This is a genomic window from Sphingobacterium paucimobilis HER1398, from assembly GCF_000416985.1.
GTDB classification, from domain to species: Bacteria; Bacteroidota; Bacteroidia; order Sphingobacteriales; family Sphingobacteriaceae; genus Sphingobacterium; species Sphingobacterium paucimobilis.
Window position 1 is genome coordinate 513,134 of the sequence record NZ_ATDL01000004.1, and the last position, 16,975, is coordinate 530,108.

17 protein-coding genes are annotated in these 16,975 nt (G+C 38.5%); 12 read left to right on the forward strand and 5 right to left on the reverse strand.

The window, feature by feature from the left end:
• Window positions 1-18: 18 nt before the first annotated feature.
• The 8 genes from M472_RS27655 to M472_RS27695 all read left to right on the forward strand — a co-directional run bounded on the left by M472_RS27655 (window position 19) and on the right by M472_RS27695 (window position 9,878).
• Complete coding sequence (locus M472_RS27655; RefSeq protein ID WP_021069091.1) at window positions 19-2,130, forward strand: type IA DNA topoisomerase; 2,112 nt, start codon at window positions 19-21, stop codon at window positions 2,128-2,130.
• A gap of 125 nt (window positions 2,131-2,255) precedes the next feature.
• On the forward strand, window positions 2,256-3,239 hold the full coding sequence (locus tag M472_RS27660) for a hypothetical protein (protein WP_021069092.1): 984 nt from the start codon (window positions 2,256-2,258) through the stop codon (window positions 3,237-3,239).
• A gap of 87 nt (window positions 3,240-3,326) precedes the next feature.
• Entirely contained in the window at window positions 3,327-3,761 is a 435-nt protein-coding gene (locus M472_RS27665) for an energy transducer TonB (RefSeq protein ID WP_021069093.1), read from the forward strand.
• A 6-nt stretch (window positions 3,762-3,767) separates the two neighbouring features.
• Window positions 3,768-4,562 (forward strand): suppressor of fused domain protein, encoded by a 795-nt coding sequence (locus M472_RS27670; RefSeq protein WP_021069094.1) that lies wholly within the window; start codon window positions 3,768-3,770, stop codon window positions 4,560-4,562.
• Window positions 4,563-4,963: 401 nt separating this feature from the next.
• Window positions 4,964-5,779, forward strand: a complete 816-nt coding sequence (locus M472_RS27680) for a hypothetical protein (protein WP_021069096.1) — start codon at window positions 4,964-4,966, stop codon at window positions 5,777-5,779.
• 7 nt (window positions 5,780-5,786) lie between these two features.
• The gene (locus M472_RS27685; protein ID WP_021069097.1) at window positions 5,787-6,557 is read left to right on the forward strand and encodes a methyltransferase domain-containing protein; all 771 of its coding nucleotides are present in this window, start codon (window positions 5,787-5,789) and stop codon (window positions 6,555-6,557) included.
• 4 nt (window positions 6,558-6,561) lie between these two features.
• Entirely contained in the window at window positions 6,562-8,709 is a 2,148-nt protein-coding gene (locus tag M472_RS27690) for a sensor histidine kinase (protein WP_021069098.1), read from the forward strand.
• A gap of 83 nt (window positions 8,710-8,792) precedes the next feature.
• Window positions 8,793-9,878, forward strand: a complete 1,086-nt coding sequence (locus M472_RS27695) for a sensor histidine kinase (protein ID WP_021069099.1) — start codon at window positions 8,793-8,795, stop codon at window positions 9,876-9,878.
• A 42-nt stretch (window positions 9,879-9,920) separates the two neighbouring features.
• Here the strand turns inward: M472_RS27695 and M472_RS27700 are convergent, their stop codons facing one another.
• The 5 genes from M472_RS27700 to M472_RS27720 form a co-directional block, all read right to left on the reverse strand.
• Window positions 9,921-10,388: a response regulator gene (locus M472_RS27700; protein WP_021069100.1), complete on the reverse strand. Its 468-nt coding sequence runs from the start codon at window positions 10,386-10,388 to the stop codon at window positions 9,921-9,923.
• A 215-nt stretch (window positions 10,389-10,603) separates the two neighbouring features.
• Entirely contained in the window at window positions 10,604-11,377 is a 774-nt protein-coding gene (locus M472_RS27705) for a succinate dehydrogenase/fumarate reductase iron-sulfur subunit (RefSeq protein WP_031301390.1), read from the reverse strand.
• Between the two features lie 72 nt (window positions 11,378-11,449).
• Window positions 11,450-13,384 carry a fumarate reductase/succinate dehydrogenase flavoprotein subunit gene (locus M472_RS27710; RefSeq protein ID WP_021069102.1) on the reverse strand — a complete coding sequence of 645 codons (1,935 nt, stop codon included), beginning with the start codon at window positions 13,382-13,384 and terminating at the stop codon, window positions 11,450-11,452.
• A 30-nt stretch (window positions 13,385-13,414) separates the two neighbouring features.
• Complete coding sequence (locus tag M472_RS27715; RefSeq protein ID WP_021069103.1) at window positions 13,415-14,194, reverse strand: succinate dehydrogenase cytochrome b subunit; 780 nt, start codon at window positions 14,192-14,194, stop codon at window positions 13,415-13,417.
• Between the two features lie 300 nt (window positions 14,195-14,494).
• A complete protein-coding gene (locus tag M472_RS27720) occupies window positions 14,495-15,082 on the reverse strand; it encodes a porin family protein (protein WP_022829272.1) in 588 nt (195 codons plus the stop codon).
• A gap of 101 nt (window positions 15,083-15,183) precedes the next feature.
• Between M472_RS27720 and M472_RS27725 the strand changes: the two genes are divergently transcribed.
• The 4 genes from M472_RS27725 (at window position 15,184) to M472_RS27740 (ending at window position 16,918) form a co-directional block, all read left to right on the forward strand.
• Window positions 15,184-15,399, forward strand: a complete 216-nt coding sequence (locus M472_RS27725; RefSeq protein WP_021069106.1) for a hypothetical protein — start codon at window positions 15,184-15,186, stop codon at window positions 15,397-15,399.
• A complete protein-coding gene (locus M472_RS27730; RefSeq protein WP_021069107.1) occupies window positions 15,400-15,747 on the forward strand; it encodes a tRNA-binding protein in 348 nt (115 codons plus the stop codon). It abuts the gene before it with no gap.
• A gap of 1 nt (window position 15,748) precedes the next feature.
• On the forward strand, window positions 15,749-16,219 hold the full coding sequence (locus M472_RS27735) for a nucleoside deaminase (protein ID WP_021069108.1): 471 nt from the start codon (window positions 15,749-15,751) through the stop codon (window positions 16,217-16,219).
• A gap of 90 nt (window positions 16,220-16,309) precedes the next feature.
• On the forward strand, window positions 16,310-16,918 hold the full coding sequence (locus M472_RS27740) for a superoxide dismutase (protein WP_021069109.1): 609 nt from the start codon (window positions 16,310-16,312) through the stop codon (window positions 16,916-16,918).
• The last annotated feature ends 57 nt before the right edge of the window (window positions 16,919-16,975 follow it).

The following is a 16,975-nucleotide window of genomic DNA, read 5'->3' on the forward strand; positions in this document are numbered from 1 at the left end:
TATGAAAGTGATAAGAAAATGAAGGTAGTTATAGCGGAAAAACCCTCGGTAGCGAGAGATTTGGCCCGGGTGATGGGAGCAAAAGAAGTGAAAGATGGCTATATCGCTGGGAACGGCTATGCTTTTACCTATGCCTTCGGCCATTTGGTGCAATTGTGTACGCCACAGGCTTATGGTTTTCATAATTGGTCGGTATCGAATCTGCCGATTATTCCAAATCGATTTGATCTCGAAGTGAAGAAGGTAAGGAAGGATGGGAAACAGATTGATGATGGAGGGGCTCTAAAACAGATCCATATTATCAAAGGGCTATTGGAGCAAGCGGATGAAATCATCGTGGCGACGGATGCTGGACGCGAAGGAGAACTTATTTTTAGGAATATCTATTATTTCTTAGGCTCGAAAGTGCCATTTAAAAGGTTGTGGATTTCTTCGCAAACGGATAAAGCTATCAAAGAAGGGTTCGCGAATTTGAAGGAGGGTCAGGAGTATGATAGTCTGTATCAATCGGCCCGATCCCGGTCGGAATCGGATTGGCTAATTGGTATCAATGCTACACAAGCAATAACACTAGCGGCAGGCAATAAAGGTTTGCTTTCGTTGGGTAGGGTGCAGACGCCCACCTTGGCTATGATATGCTCGCGTTACCTCGAAAATAAAGATTTCAAGCCACAGGCATTTTATAAGATACAGGCAGGATTTGAAAAAGATAGCATCTCTTTTAAAGCGACTTCGGAAAAGATCGAAAAAAAGGAGGTTGCAGAAGAGACGGTTGCAAAACTGAATATTGGAACGCAGGCCAAAGTCGTCAAGGTAGAGGCAAAAGAAACGAAAGAACAACCTCCGCTCTTGTTCGATTTGACTTCACTGCAACAGGATGCCAACAAAAAGTATGGCTACTCTGCGGATCAAACGTTGAGCCTGGCACAGACATTATATGAAAAGAAGGTAATTACCTATCCAAGGACAGGTTCGCGGTATATCGGTGAGGATGTTTTCGAACAGGTGGAAGCATTATTTCGACATTTGGCAGATACTGCGGAAGAGGGGATAGCGGCAATATCTCGCAACTTGATAGGTGCTAAGTTGAACAAACGCTCTGTCGACGATAAAAAGGTGACGGATCACCATGCGCTATTGGTTACAGACGAAAAACCGGGACCAATGCTCAAAGAGCAGCAGAATATCTACAATATGATTGCAAAACGTATGGTAGAGAGTTTCTCGGAAGTTTGTTTAAAAGATATTACAACTGTAACAATCGATGCTGAAGGGGTAGAGCTTATCGCTAAAGGTACGGTAATACGACAATACGGTTGGCGCCTGTCTGCGGATCAGATAGAAATACCTGATGATGACAAGAATACGGATGAGCAGGATAACGAAAATGCACAACTCCCTAAGCTGACTGCAGAAGAGCTATTGGAGATACTCTCGTTGGAGCTTTCCGAGCGCTTTACGAAAGCAAAACCTATTCATACGGAAGCGTCCCTGCTGAAGGCTATGGAGACTTCGGGCAAGGAGATAGAGGACGAAGAGATGAGGCAGGCTATGAAAGATTGTGGACTGGGAACACCGGCTACACGTGCCGCCACGATAGAGACATTATTCCAACGTGATTATATCAAACGGGATAAGAAGAAACTTATTCCTACAGAGAAAGGCCTCGCAGTGTATAATCTGGTCAAGGATAGGTCTATCGCAAAGGTAACTTTGACCGGTAAATGGGAGCAGAAGCTGGAGGAGATGCGCGAAAATAAGGTGTCTTATGAGGTGTTTATGAAGCATATCAAAGACTACACGGCGAAAATCACAAAGGAGTTGCTGCAACTTCGTATCTCTATAGCACAAGAGGAGATAAAGCCTCAGCAAAAGGGAAAGATAAAATGTCCGAAGTGTCAACCCGGAAATATACACCTCTATGACAAGGTGGCGCAGTGTGATCACTACGCTAGGGGCTGTGACTTCAAAATATGGAGGACATTGAATGGTGTATTTCTTGAAGAGAAAGAAATGAAAAGCTTGCTCGAAAAAGGAAAGACTTCTGTGCTGAAAGGGGTGAAGACTAAGGAAGGACAGATTGTGGACGCACCTTTAGTCTTTGAGGATTTTAAGGTTAATGTTGGCTAATACCCGTTGTTCGTCTTGATTCGATCCGGAGTATTAAGAATACTCTTGAATGGAACGTCAAAATACGGTCAATCCTCAACGATTCCGATAGATTGAAAATGTAAAACTTTACCTTTGCCCGTATTATGGCGACAAAACTGTATAATCCCTTCGTAGATTTTAAATTCGATAACAGGACTTGCTTTTTGACTGGAGTGACTTTGGACTCTGAAGAAGAACGTATCCAAGTTTTTCCGGTATGGATGATGCGTTCTTTTGATTTGGAGGACAAGCCTTTTAAGTTGCTGGATGAAAGCATGATTACTTATAAAAAGTTGCAGCTCCCCTGTTCAATAGCTGCTGCTGCAAAGATTGAGGAGGTGGAGACTGCAGTGGAGACGGCCATGAAAACAGGGTATAATGCGGTGAATGCATTGGATCAAATTACATTATTCCATTGGGTATCTAAGATATTGTATGGTGTTGTGTTTAATGAGATTCAGGTTGGAATAAAACAAGCTGTACGGACTGGAGAAGAAATGAATTTTTCGCAGGCACTGGTGCATAAGTTTAGAAACTTACATGCTATGATGCAGTCTCTCTGTGTACCGATGGAGTTTGAACACCGTAATCCTTTCACTATTCAAGTATTCCCTGTGGATAGTACGGAAGATACATTTCTGTACCGTGATGAAATCAATACGTTGATTTTCTCATTGCGGATGAAGGATTTTGCGATTATCGCTACGCTGCAGGATAATGGTACTAATGCTATTTATCATGAGGATATTTTGGCGAAAGTAGCGGATAAAAAGTTGCACCCAATTCAGTTTGAAGAAATCTGTGCACGTTACTTTTATTCGGCTTATCTGTTTAATCGTTTGCCGGAGTATACCTATATGGAGACGCCTAAAGCTGTCTTTGTGGAGCCTATGCCTTTAAATGACTGGACCTTGAAGCCCATATTTGATAATTGGACAGTGAAGACTTATGGGCAGGTGTTGGAAAATTTTTGGAAGCCTTGGGGATACCTTCTTTTTGAAATAATAAAAGATCCTGAAAATCCGATGTCATTTTTGACTGGTGAAAACGGAGAGTTTAAGACGGTAGATGATTTGCCTAAAGCTTAGGGGATTCGGTATGATTTTTGTTTATTTTTGATTTATGGAGACTTTCTGAAAGTCTCTTTTTAAATGTAAATCGCAAAGGGTATAGGTATGAAAGTAAGGTATGTGATGCTGCTGGTCGTGATGTTGCTGTCATCCGCTGTAAAGGCTCTAGAGAAATCGCCTGGGAAACAGGATACGATTATAGCACCACAGGTCGATGTGGCGCCACAGTTTAAAGGGGGAGTGACTGCCTGGAACCGTTTTCTGCAAAATCGAATGAATATCAACGAGTTGGTTGGGTCAATGGATAGTACAGCCTATGTTACTTACGGTACCCGCCAGACTGCTATTTTAGAATTTACGGTATGCGAAGACGGGGAGGTATGTGATGTTGTAGTTCTTAATAGGGATAAGATAAGCCCAATTTTTGAAAAGGAGGTTTTGCGTGTGATGAGCCGATCTCCAAAATGGGAGGCTGCCACTAAAGATGGGAAACCTGTCCGTACCAAATTTAAACAGACTATTATGGCTATACTTGATTAATAAATTATGTCTTTCTGGAATAAAGTGAAAAAAATCATTTCGTCAGGTTCTGAGTTAAAGAACAGTGAAGAACAAGAAAGTGTTAATGAAATAACGTCAGGAGGCTCTAGGGTATACCGTTATGATGATAAGGAGCAGGATTCTAAAGAACTTCAATTTCCTGAGGTAACCTGTGTATATTTAGAAGAGATTGAAGAACATCTTTCCAAATATATCGGGGAGCCTGATATGGTATTTCACGAGATTATTTCTGATTTAGTACACATAGACGTACATTGGATAAAACCTTCGAATACGTATCCTTATAATATATTGGTGACCTCGGGAATGAGCGATTTTCCAATGACAGTACCTGCTGAAATCGAGGAAGCCGTAGAATATGAAAGAGCTGAATTGATGATTGTTCTACCAGCAGATTGGAAAATAGGAGACGAGGAGTTTAAAGATGATAACAATTATTGGCCAGTTTATTTTCTCAAAATGTTAGCCAGATTCCCACACCAGTATAAAACCTGGTTGGGCTACGGACATACCATTCCCAACGGTATGGATGCAGAGCCGATTGCTGATACTGGTTTTGGTTGCATGCTGCTGTTGCCTCCTTTTTTATCTTTCGAGGACGATTTTTTATGCCTGGAAGCTAAAGATGGTAATATTATTAATTTTTATTCGGTCATTCCAATATTTGCAAATGAAATGGAGTATAAATTGGAGATGGGAACAGAAGCTCTGTTGGATAAATTCGATGAATTTGGGATAACGGAATTGATAGATGTAGACCGGTCAAACGTGATTTCCTAAATTAATACGACATTATTTATTTTTGCTTTTTGGGGCATATACTTTTCTTGTGTCCTTTTTTTTTGAAGACTTTTCAAGTTGTTTGTTATAGAACCAAATCATAACGGAAGGGCCTAGAACCGGTACGGTCAGAGCTATGAAAGTTAGAATAAGCTGTCCACCGGTTGCATTTTTTAATTTAAAGAGCCTAAATAGCATGATGCCTGTGAGGGCCATATGGATTAATAGTACAATATTTACTAATGTCGCCTTGTCTATTTGCATGGGTGAAAGATATTTTGCCCAAAAATAGTTAAGAAGTTTGGAAAGTCAATCTTTTTGAAAAATCTTTACCACATGATGATTCATTTAGTTTTTATTGATTAGTTTTGTGTTCAATCGAATAACATATAACCGTTCCTGTGGCATTAGTATTTAAAGATGGACGTCCTGTTGTTAGGCTAAGAGCATTTCGCGCTATTGATGACCCTCGGACTTGCGAGCGTTTTATAGAGGGGCATGCACATGTCTTAACGGCAATAGGCGTAAAAAAAGTAACCTCATCCAAGAATGATTGGATGTATAATCCTGCGGCTTTTGTTTTAATTGTGGAATCGTTGGATGGAGAGAATGTCTACGGCGGCGCCCGTATTCACGTTGCTGGAGGAACACAACCTCTGCCTATTGAGGAAGCGACGGGTAATATGGATCCTAAGATATTTGATCTCGTCTGGGATTATGCACAAGATGGAACAGGGGAAGGTTGTGGGCTTTGGAATTCACGGGAAATAGCGGGGTATGGAATTGGCAGTATTTTCTTAACAAGAGCCGCTATCGCTATAGCTCCGAGAATTGGAATAAAGTCAATGTTTGCGTTGTGCGCTCCTTATACTATCAACTTGACGAAAAGTGTCGGTTATCGACAGGAAACTAGTGTGGGAAATAACGGTACATTTTATTATCCTAAATTAGATCTTCTAGCAACCACTATGATACTTGATGATGTTGAAGCGTTAGATATTGCTTCAGAAGAGGATAGAGGTGCTATAATGGCACTGCGAGCCAATCAAAATTGTACAAGAATTGAGGTGTTACGATCGAAAGAGATTGAGATACAATATCAACTTGATTTGGCAGAAATGAGAGGTTGGGACCTGAAGGAAGTAATTCGAGGGATGCAAAAAAGGACTCCTTCGAAAGTAGAACTATTTGACGAGAATAACCTAAATATATTTTAAAATAAATATGTCTGAAAAGCATTACGATATCAACTATCTGACTGATACTATCAAAATTCTTGGTCAATTAAAGAAAAAGTCTTATGAGTATTTTAGTTCCCTTCCATCTGGCAGTACGATTGCTGACCTAGGATGTGGAACGGGCCAGGATGTTCTAAATATGGCAACAACGTTAGAAGAACATGAGTTTAGATTTATAGGGGTAGATCATGATCCAAATATGATTAAAGCAAATGAAGAACAAGCTAGAGCTTTTTCTAATGTTAGCTTTTTGGAGTCTGATGTGTTTGATGTTCCTTTTTTAGAAGGGACATTAGGAGGGATACGAATGGAGAGATTGGTACAGCATGTATCTCAGCCTTTTGAACTTTTAGAGAAACTGTATAGATCTTTACATAGAGAGGGGGTTGTCGTTATCATGGAGTCAGATTGGAAGAGTCTTTCCTTTTACAATGGTAATTTAGATGTAGCGGATAAATTGTGTGATTTTTTAGTGTCAAAAAAAGTAAAGAATGGAAGAGCTGCCCAATCGCTAATTAACTACCTGGAAGCTACTGGCTATAGAAACCTTAAACTAGATGTTTTTCCATTTGTTTTGAAGAGTTATAGTGATGCTTGTACTTATCTATGGATAGATAAAATACTTGATGAGATGCTAATGTTAGAGCTAATTAGTAAAAAAGAGCACAGTGAATTTATAGAGTCGCAGATACAAGCTGATAGGTTGGGATTCTTTTCATGCACAATGAGCATAGTAATAGTGGCAGGCGCCAAATAATACCATGAGATTGCAATTTATACTATTTGCTTTAATTTTTCCCATTTGTGCATTTAGTCAAGTTAAACTTGGTAATGGTACTGATGTAGTAAAGCCGAACTCTAGTTTAAAAATATTAAAGCTAGACCGGGAGGTTGACTCGAACGAAGTACTTCAGTTGAAAGATCAGTTTTTCCAAAGCTCAGACTTTATACCAAATCTAGGTCTAAGTAAGTTTAATGTGTGGCTCTCGCTTATTGTCGAAAACAACGGAAGATCTAGTAGCTATTTGTTAGATATTGCGTACCCGTTGCTTGACGAAGTAGAGTTGTATGAGTTAGATTCTACAGGCCAATTGGTTACTATAGCGCAGCTAGGAGGCAATAAAAATTTTGAGGAAAGAAAATATCAGCATGCAAATTATATATTTGATCTAGATATTGAACCTAGTGAGAGAAAAGAGCTTTTTCTTCGCGTAAAAAGCTCGGAGCAAATAATATTGCCATTATCAATTGCTACACCCGTATCCATCTGGGAAAAACTATTAGAGGACAATATCCTTGTTGGATTATATTTGGGCGTAGTAATTATTATGAGTATTTATAATTTATTCCTTTTTATATCCGTTAGAGACTATTCATATTTTTTCTATGTAATATATGTGCTTTTTTTAGGCTTGACCCAATTAGGAATTGTTGGCTTTAATTTTCAATATCTTTGGCCAGGATATCCTGAATGGGAAAGGGTTAGTATCATATTTTTTGCCTGTATTAGCAGTATTGCTGTCTTGTTTTTTACAAGTAACTTTCTCAACGTAAAAAGGAATGCTCCATTAGCCAGATGGTTGTTATTTGGATTGCTGTTCCTTTTTCTATTTAGCTTTGTATGTACCGCATTCGGTTATGTGCAATTTGGATTTCAGATAATGCAGACTGCAACCACATTGGAAAGCATTGTTCTGTTTGTCCTTTCATTGTGGGTGTTGCAAAAAGGTTATCAACCTGCGAAATATTTTTTTGCAGCGTGGGCGGTGTTGCTTATTGGAGCTTTAATTTTCCTTTTCAAGGATTACGGGATATTGCCTTATAACTTATTTACGAGCAATTCATTTAGGTTTGCTTCGATTGTAGAAATGGCTTTACTATCTTTTGCTTTGGCTGCTCGAATTAATATTCTCAAACAACAAAAAGAAGAATCTCAATCAAGGGAACTCGCAATTTCACAGGAAAACGAGCGTTTAATAAGAGAGCAAAATATTGTTTTGGAACAAAAGGTTAATGAGCGTACTCGAGAACTGACCCAATCAAATGAGTCTCTGCAGACTACCTTAACACATCTTAAAGATACACAGTCTCAACTAGTTGAAGCGGAGAAGATGGCTTCTTTAGGACAGCTCACGGCGGGAGTAGCACATGAAATCAATAACCCTATCAATTTTGTAACTTCAAATGTTGCTCCACTTAAAAGAGATATTAAGATGGTCTGGGACACGTTAGACGAAATTGAACGTATTGCTTTTTCTGAAGATCTCTCTGTAAAACAAAAACAAGAACAGATTCAAGCTTATAAAGAGGAGTTGGACATTGATTATTTAAAAGAAGAAGTTGATTTCCTATTAAAAGGTATGCACGATGGGGCGAGCCGAACCGCAGAAATTGTGAAGAGTCTCCGCATCTTTTCGCGTGTGGATGAGGATACACTTAAATACGCAGATATTAATGAAGGGTTGGAATCTACTTTAGTCATATTGGGTAGCATAATAAATGAGGGGATGGAAGTTCAGAAAATATACGGTGATATTCCAGAAATAGAGTGTTACGCAGGTAAATTGAACCAAGTCTTTTTAAATATATTGACCAATGCTATTTATGCTATTGATAAAAAATTTGGTCGTAATTTTGGAGGAATTCTTAAAATACAAACAAGTATCTATGAAGATCCGTCTTTTATATCTATTCTAATTTCAGACAACGGTATCGGTATTCCTAGTCATATTAAGGAAAAAATATTCGAACCCTTTTTTACAACAAAAGATGTGGGAGAAGGTACAGGACTGGGGATGTCTATAGCCTATAATACTATTGCTAAGCACGAAGGGAGGATTGTTGTTGAATCAGAAGAGGGGCAAGGAACCATTTTTAATCTAATAATTCCGATTAAACAAGATAGTTAGGAAAAGAGAAGGAATTAAATAGCCTAAAATTCCGTAACTTTGTTTTAGAAGTTATTTGGTTATTATATTTTGTTGCCAAATTTATGAAAGAGGTTCCAGAGATATTATATATAGATGATGAAGTGAATAATCTAATTGGTTTCAAAGCCAATTTTAGATATCATTATCTGGTTCATACTGCTTCTAATACTTCTGAAGCTAGAGAGATATTACGAAATCATCCCGATATCCGAGTTATTTTTTGTGACCAGCGAATGCCAGGTGAGTTGGGCGTAGATTTTCTACATACTATTAGGACAGAGTTTCCTAGACCAATCCGTATTTTGTTAACTGCATATGCCGATATGGAGACTGTTGTTGATGCGGTAAATAAGGGGCATATCTTTCGATTTGTTCGTAAGCCATGGCAACAAGAGGAGATTGTTTCATCTATTGAAGAGGCTAATAAATTTTATATAGCTACTTCAATGTTAGACATTCGAAACGAGGAGCTACAGAAGGCCTATCATGAACTGGATAAATTTGCTTATAGTGTAAGTCACGACCTACGTGAACCACTGACCGGTATTCTCACAGCTATTAAACTAGCAGCGGGGTTTGATGAAATTGAGCGTGTACGTGAAATCTTAGGATTGATGGAAGGTTCTCTAATGCGATTAGATGCTTATATTAATAGCTTACGCGATTATTTCCTGTTACGTCGTGGTGAGTTAGAGCTTTCTGATATTGATTTTAACAAGCTTTTCGATAATATTGTTCAATTTTATAAGATGTACACCAAGAATAATCAGGTTGCTTTAAACGTGAATATTGAACAATTAGAAAGTTTTAAGAGTGATCATGCCGTGTTGGAACTTGTTTTACACAACTTATTGTCCAATGCCTTTAAATATCAGAGAAAAGATAGCGATCAAAAAGAAGTTAATCTTTCCGTTGTAGTTAGAGACGATACTGCTACGATAGAGGTTAGAGATACTGGAGTTGGAATTCCGCCGCAGTATATTAAAGATATATTTAGATTATTCTTCAGAGCTAGTAATGAAGCTGAAGGGATGGGATTTGGTCTTTACAATGTTCAAAATGCATTAGCTAAACTGCAAGGTACAATTTCGGTTACTTCAGAATTGGGGCATGGTACAACTTTTAAAGTCGTTATTCCCAATAAATAGAATATAGCTTTTAACAGGTGTAATATAATTGCTATTAGAGAACTACGAAAGGAGTTTTTGACGAAGTAAAAATTCTAGTTGTTCGTTAGATACCTCTAGTTTAGAATAGGTGTCTAATATATCTTTACGTTCTGCATAAACTTCATACGCCCGTCTTATCGTTTCATCTAATTCTGTTTCGCTCCAAGGTTTGCTTAGATAATGGTATATTTTTCCTTTGTTGACAGCATCAACTACTGCTCCCATGTCCGCATAGCCGGTTAATAAGATACGCATAGGATCTGGATTTATTTTTATAATTTCCTCCAATAGCGCAACTCCAGTCATTTCAGGCATTCGTTGATCAGTGATAATAATATCTATATGGTTTTTCTTTACGATATCAATAGCTGCAGCTCCATTAATAGCTGTAAGTACTTTATATCTTAGGCGAAAAGTAGCCTTAAAGGAAATTAGATTGTTTTCCTCATCATCCACGTACAATACTGTAATCTTGTCTTTGTTATCCATAATTCTATACTTCACCCCGTCTAGATAAGAGAAATCTTAAGTATACAAAGTAAAGAAAAGTATAGTAATAATCAAATAGTACCTGCTCGTTTTTATTTAATTATTGAGTGAAAAAAGTTTTTTCTAAATCTGTAATTGGTGAGAAACAGGAGGTAGTTGATAAATAACAAGGAGAGAGGGGGTCTCCTTGTTATTTATATCAATATCAGAATGAACTAGTTATGAACATCTTCTTGTCTAAAGATCTTCGCACCTAAATATTCTCTGTTTAATCTAGCTATGTTCGTTAGTTTTATGCCAACCGGACATTCTGCTTCACAAGCTCCTGTATTTGTACAGTTACCAAATCCTTCAGCATCCATTTGGTCTACCATCGCCTGAGCACGCTCGTAGCGCTCCGTTTGTCCTTGTGGTAACAAGGCAAATTGAGATACTTTGGCAGAGACAAATAACATCGCAGAAGCATTTTTACATGCCGCTACACAAGCCCCACAACCGATACAAGTCGCTGATTCAAAAGCTTCGTCGGCAATACGTTTTGGAATAGGAATGACGTTGGCGTCAGGTACTCCTCCGGTATTGACATTGACGTAACCTCCAGCTTGTTGGATACGGTCAAATGCTGTACGGTCTACCGCTAAATCTTTTAATACGGGGAATGCAGCAGCTCTCCAAGGCTCGATGACGATAGTCTGTCCATCATGAAAGCTACGCATGTGCAATTGACAAGTTGTAGTACCTTCCATAGGGCCATGAGGACGACCATTGATTACCAACGAACACATCCCACAGATACCTTCGCGACAGTCGTGATCAAAATATATAGGGTCTTCACCTTTGCGGGTAAGATCATCATTGACAATGTCTAACATTTCTAAGAAAGACATGTCATCAGCGATGTCTTTGGCTTGGATGGTTACAAATTGTCCTTTTGCTTTATCATTTTTTTGACGCCAAACCTTCAGCGTTAAATTCATGTGATTACTCATATCTGTATAGTATTGAGTACTGTGTATTGAGTATTGAGACATTGCGCATATCCCGATACGCTATACGCAATACTATTTATAACTTCTTTGTGTTAACTTAACGTTTTCAAATACCAGTTCTTCTTTGTGAAGGATCTCAGGTTGATTTTCGCCAGTGTATTCCCAAGCTGAAACGTAAGTGAAGTTCTCATCATCACGTTTAGCTTCGCCTTCTTCTGTTTGTGACTCCAAGCGGAAGTGACCTCCACAGGATTCGCTACGGTTTAAAGCGTCATCCACCATTAATTCTCCAAGTTCGATAAAGTCAGCAACACGACCTGCTTTTTCTAAAGACATATTCAACTCTTCATTCTGTCCTAACACGGATGCATTGGACCAGAATTCTTTTTTAAGTTCCTGAATCATGCCTTTTGCTTTCGTAAGACCTTCAGCTGTACGGGCCATACCACAGTATTCCCACATGATATGTCCAAGTTCTTTGTGGATATCATCTACGGTTTTAGAACCGCGTAAAGCCAATAATTTGTTGATGTTATCTTCTACCTCTTTACGAGTTTGCTCAAAAGCAGGGTGATTTTTGTCTACAGGATTGAAGTTTCCAAGGCCAGCCAAATAATCTCCAACAGTGTAAGGGATTACAAAGTAACCATCAGAAAGTCCTTGCATTAATGCAGAAGCACCTAGACGGTTAGCTCCGTGGTCAGAGAAGTTAGCCTCTCCTAATGCATATAATCCAGGTACTGTAGTCATCAAGTTGTAATCAACCCATACGCCACCCATAGTGTAGTGAACAGCTGGATAGATACGCATCGGTTGTTTGTATGGGTTTTCGTCTGTAATCTTATGATACATATCGAAAAGGTTACCATACTTAGCACGTACGCTATCTTCTCCTAGGCGAGCAATTGCGTCTTTGAAGTCTAAGTAAACAGCGAAGCCTGTCTTTCCTACACCACGACCATCATCTACAGCTTCTTTTGCGTTACGAGAAGCTACGTCACGAGGTACCAAGTTACCGAAAGAAGGATATTTACGCTCTAAGAAGTAATCTCTGTCGTCTTCTTTGATATCTACAGGTTTCAATTCACCTTTACGTACTCGTTCTGCCATTTCTTGTGTTTTTGGAACCCAAACTCGGCCGTCGTTACGTAAAGATTCTGACATTAAAGTCAGTTTTGATTGGTGATCCCCAGTTACAGGAATACAAGTAGGGTGAATCTGTGTGTAACATGGGTTGGCAAAGAAGGCTCCACGTTTGTGTGCTCTCCATGCTGCTGTTACGTTACAGCCCATTGCATTTGTAGATAAGAAGAATACGTTTCCGTAACCACCTGTACATAAAAGGACGGCATGGCCTTCATGTGATTCTATTTTACCCGTTACCATATCGCGGGTAATTACGCCTCTTGCATGACCATCAATCTTCACGATATCTAGCATTTCGTGACGTGTATAGGATTGAACTTTTCCTTTTTGAATCTGACGGTTCAAGGCAGAGTATGCTCCTAATAATAGTTGTTGCCCTGTCTGACCACGTGCGTAGAATGTACGTGATACCTGAGCACCACCAAATGAACGGTTGTCTAAAAGACCACCATATTCGCGTGCGAAAGGAACACCTTGAGCCACACACTGATCAATAATGTTTACAGAAACTTCCGCTAAACGGTATACGTTTGCTTCGCGTGCACGGTAGTCTCCACCTTTGATCGTATCATAGAATAAACGGAAAACGGAGTCACCATCATTTTGATAGTTCTTTGCAGAGTTGATCCCCCCTTGTGCAGCAATAGAGTGAGCACGACGTGGAGAATCCTGGTAACAAAATGTTTTAACATTATAACCCAGCTCAGCTAATGAAGCTGCAGCAGAGGCGCCTGCTAAACCTGTACCAACAACGATAATTGTGAATTTACGTTTGTTAGCTGGGTTTACCAGTTTCATATTGAACTTATGTTTTGACCATTTTTCGGCCAATGGGCCTGCTGGTACTTTTGAATCTAACATAATCTTATACTATTTATTCGATGTTACAAACTATTTAAAATAGAAATATAAAGGCATTGCCGCAAAAGCTAGAGGAATTAATATTCCAAATACCCAAATTCCAAGTCCTTTAATAAATCCGATGTATCTTCTGTGATTGAAACCTAACGTTTGAAACGCGGATTGGAACCCGTGAATCAAATGGAAAGCCAAAGCTGCCATAGCGATCACGTAGAATAATACGATAAAAGGATTCTGGAATGTATATGCTACTTGTTTGTATAAATCTTTTGTTTGAACAGTCTCAATACCATTATTTACGAAAGTCTTATAACCGTCGTAGTTGCTAGGTAACACATCAGAAGCAATAATTTCGCGGTTGCCTGTAGCTAGTTCCGTATTGTACTCTACATACGGGGTAGTCCCAAATTTATACTGGAACCAAAAGTTCTGCATGTGTGTTGCTAAGAAAACTAGGATTACTGTTCCTAGAATACCCATATTTCTGGAGTTCCACTTACTGTTTACGTTGCCGCTGCCTTGGTTGTAACTGACTGGTCTAGCAGATTTGTTCTTTAATGTTAAAGTCAAAGCATAAATCGCATGGATGATAACAGAAGCGTAAAGTAAGTAGGAAACTACTTTAATAGGGGCGAAATGCGTCATGAAGTACGCATAATTGTTGAATGCATAGCCTTCATCATTCTTAAATAACTGTAAGTTACCTATCAGGTGAACTACTAAGAACGAACATAAAAATAGTCCGGTTAAGCTCATGATGAGTTTCTTTCCCAGTGAAGAAGTCAATAGTGGCTTTGATTTACTACTCATTATCTTTTTTTTATAGATTATAATATCGCAAAAATATCTAAATCATTTATAAAAATGACTTTAAATCCACGAAATAGCTTTAATTTAGAATTGTTCTAAATTTTTTTTTGGTTTTGTATTTTATCAAGAATGATTGTTTTTAGAAAAAACACCTATTTATCGGCTAACAATAATGTAGCAGTATGATAGCTGTAGATTTAAATCAAATGATGGTATATAATCAGAATATTAAAAAAGGTCAGGATATTTTATTTATCCTGACCTCTCAACGTTATGGGGCGTGAAAAAAACCCTAATTGCTTAGATTTTAAACAAGCGATATCCCAAGCCTATACTCCACATGTTGATTTTTTGAGCTTCACTGCTTCCTTTGGCCATATCGTTTAGACCTAATTCGTAACGAAGATCTACTCTTAAACTAGACACGTCTACTCCGGCGCCAAACGCCCATGATGTAGAGCTTTTTTTGTATTCCGAGAATTTCAATGCATTCGTTAATTTGTCACCATTGTCATTAGTGATAAATGAGAATACTGGACCTGTCTGTATCCTAGCGCCGATGGGACCTAGACCAAATCGCTTGCCCAACAAAACTGGAATGTCGACACTCGTGAACTTAAGGTCATCAACATTGTCTTTGTTGATTTTTACGTTTTTTCCCGTGATGTATATTTCTGGTTGCACGTGAAATCCTAATACACCGATACGAGAGTAAAGACCGGCTTGATAACCTGCTTTGCTGTCGGAATCAAAGTAAGTGTTGTTTTTTAACTTAGAATAGTTCAATGCGCCTTTAAGTCCGATTTCAAAACTAGGTAGAACCTGGGCTTGTGTCATTGAAGAGCCCCCTAAGAACAAAAGTAATGCTGGTAAAATTTTTTTCATCATTGATTTATTTATGTAGCTTTGTTTAAATAGAATTTAACACATGTTTTTAGTGTTGTTTGTTTACAGATTGTGTAAATATATGCAATTTTAATACCACAATTATGAGCATTCTCAAAATTAAACAAGAAGATTGGCAGGTTGCCAAGATCAAATTGAGCCGAAAATATAATCATCTTACAGAAGATGATCTGCATTATGTAGAAGGAGAGGAGGAACAGTTAATTGATCGTTTAGCTAAGCGACTAAAACGTACGACGGATTATGTCGTGTTTACTATTGGTAAACAAATGGAAGATTTAACAAGTAATAGATTATAAATGACAGAGAGTACAGAAATAAGTTGGTCTGATTTTGAAAAAGTGGATTTGAGAGTGGGAACTATTTTAGAAGTTAATGATTTTCCGGAGGCTATAAGACCAGCTTATCAATTGTTTATTGATTTTGGCCCTGAAATTGGGCAACGTAAATCTAGCGCTCAGATTACCAAATTATATACAAAAGAAGATTTGATAGGGAGACAGATTATTGCTGTTGTAAACTTTCCACGCAAACAGATTGGTAAATTTATGTCGGAATGTTTGGTGACCGGACTGTCTGATGAGAATGGCGATATCGTATTGACTTCAGTAGAGCGCAAATTGCCAAATGGGGCGAGATTGATTTAGTATGCAGGTTTATAATTTCGAAGGAGCACTCACTAGGGAACAGGAGGATGAGTTCTACATGAAAGAAGCATTAAAGTTAGCGGAGCAGGCTTTTAAAGAAGATGAAATACCTATAGGTGCTGTGATCGTTGCTCAAAATAGGATTATCGGAAAAGGGTATAATCTTACAGAACGATTAAATGATGTAACGGCGCATGCCGAGATGCAGGCATTTACTGCAGCAGCGAATTTTCTTGGGGGAAAATATCTTAAAGACTGTACGTTGTATGTTACTGTAGAGCCTTGTGTGATGTGTGCAGGAGCTTCCTATTGGACACAGCTGTCAAGAATCGTTTATGGGACCATAGATGAGAAGAGAGGTTACTCCACAGTAGCCGCGAATATTCTTCATCCTAAAACGATCATCATTGGAGGAGTACTTGAGGGTGAATGTGCACGATTGATGAAGAGTTTTTTCGTTTCCAAGCGATAAAATGGCATTATTATGAAACATTAGCTAAAGTGTTTTGTTATATTCGTGTTATTAAATAATAACTTGATAATTTAATTAAAATAAGTAACTATGGCATTTGAATTAGAAGCGTTACCATACGCAAATGACGCATTGGAACCCCATATTGATAAAGAGACAATGGAGATTCACCATGATCGCCATCACCAAGCATATGTTGATAATTTAAATAAGGCTATTGCTGGAACTGATGCGGATAGTGCGTCTTTGGAAGATATTTTAAAAAATGTGAGTAAATATTCTCCCGCTGTTCGTAACAATGGTGGAGGGCACTTTAATCACAAATTATTTTGGTCTGTTTTAGGTGCTAACGCAGGTGGTGAGCCAACTGGAGAATTGGCTGATGCAATTAAGGAAGCATTCGGGTCATTTGATGAGTTAAAGAAAAAGTTGCAGGAAGCAGGAGCTACACGTTTTGGTTCAGGCTGGTCTTGGTTGATTGTTGGCACTGACGGTAAGTTAGCTGTGACTTCAACCCCTAATCAAGATAATCCATTGATGGATGTAGCCGAAGTGAAAGGTACTCCTATTTTTGGAATTGATGTTTGGGAGCACGCATATTATTTAAAATATCAAAATAAGCGTCCGGCATATCTAGATGCGATTTTCAATGTTGTGAATTGGGATGCTGTTGCTAAGAACTATGCTGCTGCAAAGTAATCACAGATAATAAATAGTTGAAAAGGCGACATGGGGAATCCATTGTCGCCTTTTTAA

What these genes read in the sequence shown, in the direction of transcription:
- M472_RS27655 (WP_021069091.1), top strand. Translation starts at nt 19, where the DNA reads ATGAAGGTAGTTATAGCGGAAAAACCCTCGGTAGCGAGAGATTTGGCC.
- M472_RS27660 (WP_021069092.1), top strand. Translation starts at nt 2,256, where the DNA reads ATGGCGACAAAACTGTATAATCCCTTCGTAGATTTTAAATTCGATAAC.
- M472_RS27665 (WP_021069093.1), top strand. Translation starts at nt 3,327, where the DNA reads ATGAAAGTAAGGTATGTGATGCTGCTGGTCGTGATGTTGCTGTCATCC.
- M472_RS27670 (WP_021069094.1), top strand. Translation starts at nt 3,768, where the DNA reads ATGTCTTTCTGGAATAAAGTGAAAAAAATCATTTCGTCAGGTTCTGAG.
- M472_RS27685 (WP_021069097.1), top strand. Translation starts at nt 5,787, where the DNA reads ATGTCTGAAAAGCATTACGATATCAACTATCTGACTGATACTATCAAA.
- M472_RS27690 (WP_021069098.1), top strand. Translation starts at nt 6,562, where the DNA reads ATGAGATTGCAATTTATACTATTTGCTTTAATTTTTCCCATTTGTGCA.
- M472_RS27695 (WP_021069099.1), top strand. Translation starts at nt 8,793, where the DNA reads ATGAAAGAGGTTCCAGAGATATTATATATAGATGATGAAGTGAATAAT.
- M472_RS27700 (WP_021069100.1), bottom strand. Translation starts at nt 10,388, where the DNA reads ATGGATAACAAAGACAAGATTACAGTATTGTACGTGGATGATGAGGAA.
- M472_RS27705 (WP_031301390.1), bottom strand. Translation starts at nt 11,377, where the DNA reads ATGAGTAATCACATGAATTTAACGCTGAAGGTTTGGCGTCAAAAAAAT.
- M472_RS27710 (WP_021069102.1), bottom strand. Translation starts at nt 13,384, where the DNA reads ATGTTAGATTCAAAAGTACCAGCAGGCCCATTGGCCGAAAAATGGTCA.
- M472_RS27715 (WP_021069103.1), bottom strand. Translation starts at nt 14,194, where the DNA reads ATGAGTAGTAAATCAAAGCCACTATTGACTTCTTCACTGGGAAAGAAA.
- M472_RS27720 (WP_022829272.1), bottom strand. Translation starts at nt 15,082, where the DNA reads ATGATGAAAAAAATTTTACCAGCATTACTTTTGTTCTTAGGGGGCTCT.
- M472_RS27725 (WP_021069106.1), top strand. Translation starts at nt 15,184, where the DNA reads ATGAGCATTCTCAAAATTAAACAAGAAGATTGGCAGGTTGCCAAGATC.
- M472_RS27730 (WP_021069107.1), top strand. Translation starts at nt 15,400, where the DNA reads ATGACAGAGAGTACAGAAATAAGTTGGTCTGATTTTGAAAAAGTGGAT.
- M472_RS27735 (WP_021069108.1), top strand. Translation starts at nt 15,749, where the DNA reads ATGCAGGTTTATAATTTCGAAGGAGCACTCACTAGGGAACAGGAGGAT.
- M472_RS27740 (WP_021069109.1), top strand. Translation starts at nt 16,310, where the DNA reads ATGGCATTTGAATTAGAAGCGTTACCATACGCAAATGACGCATTGGAA.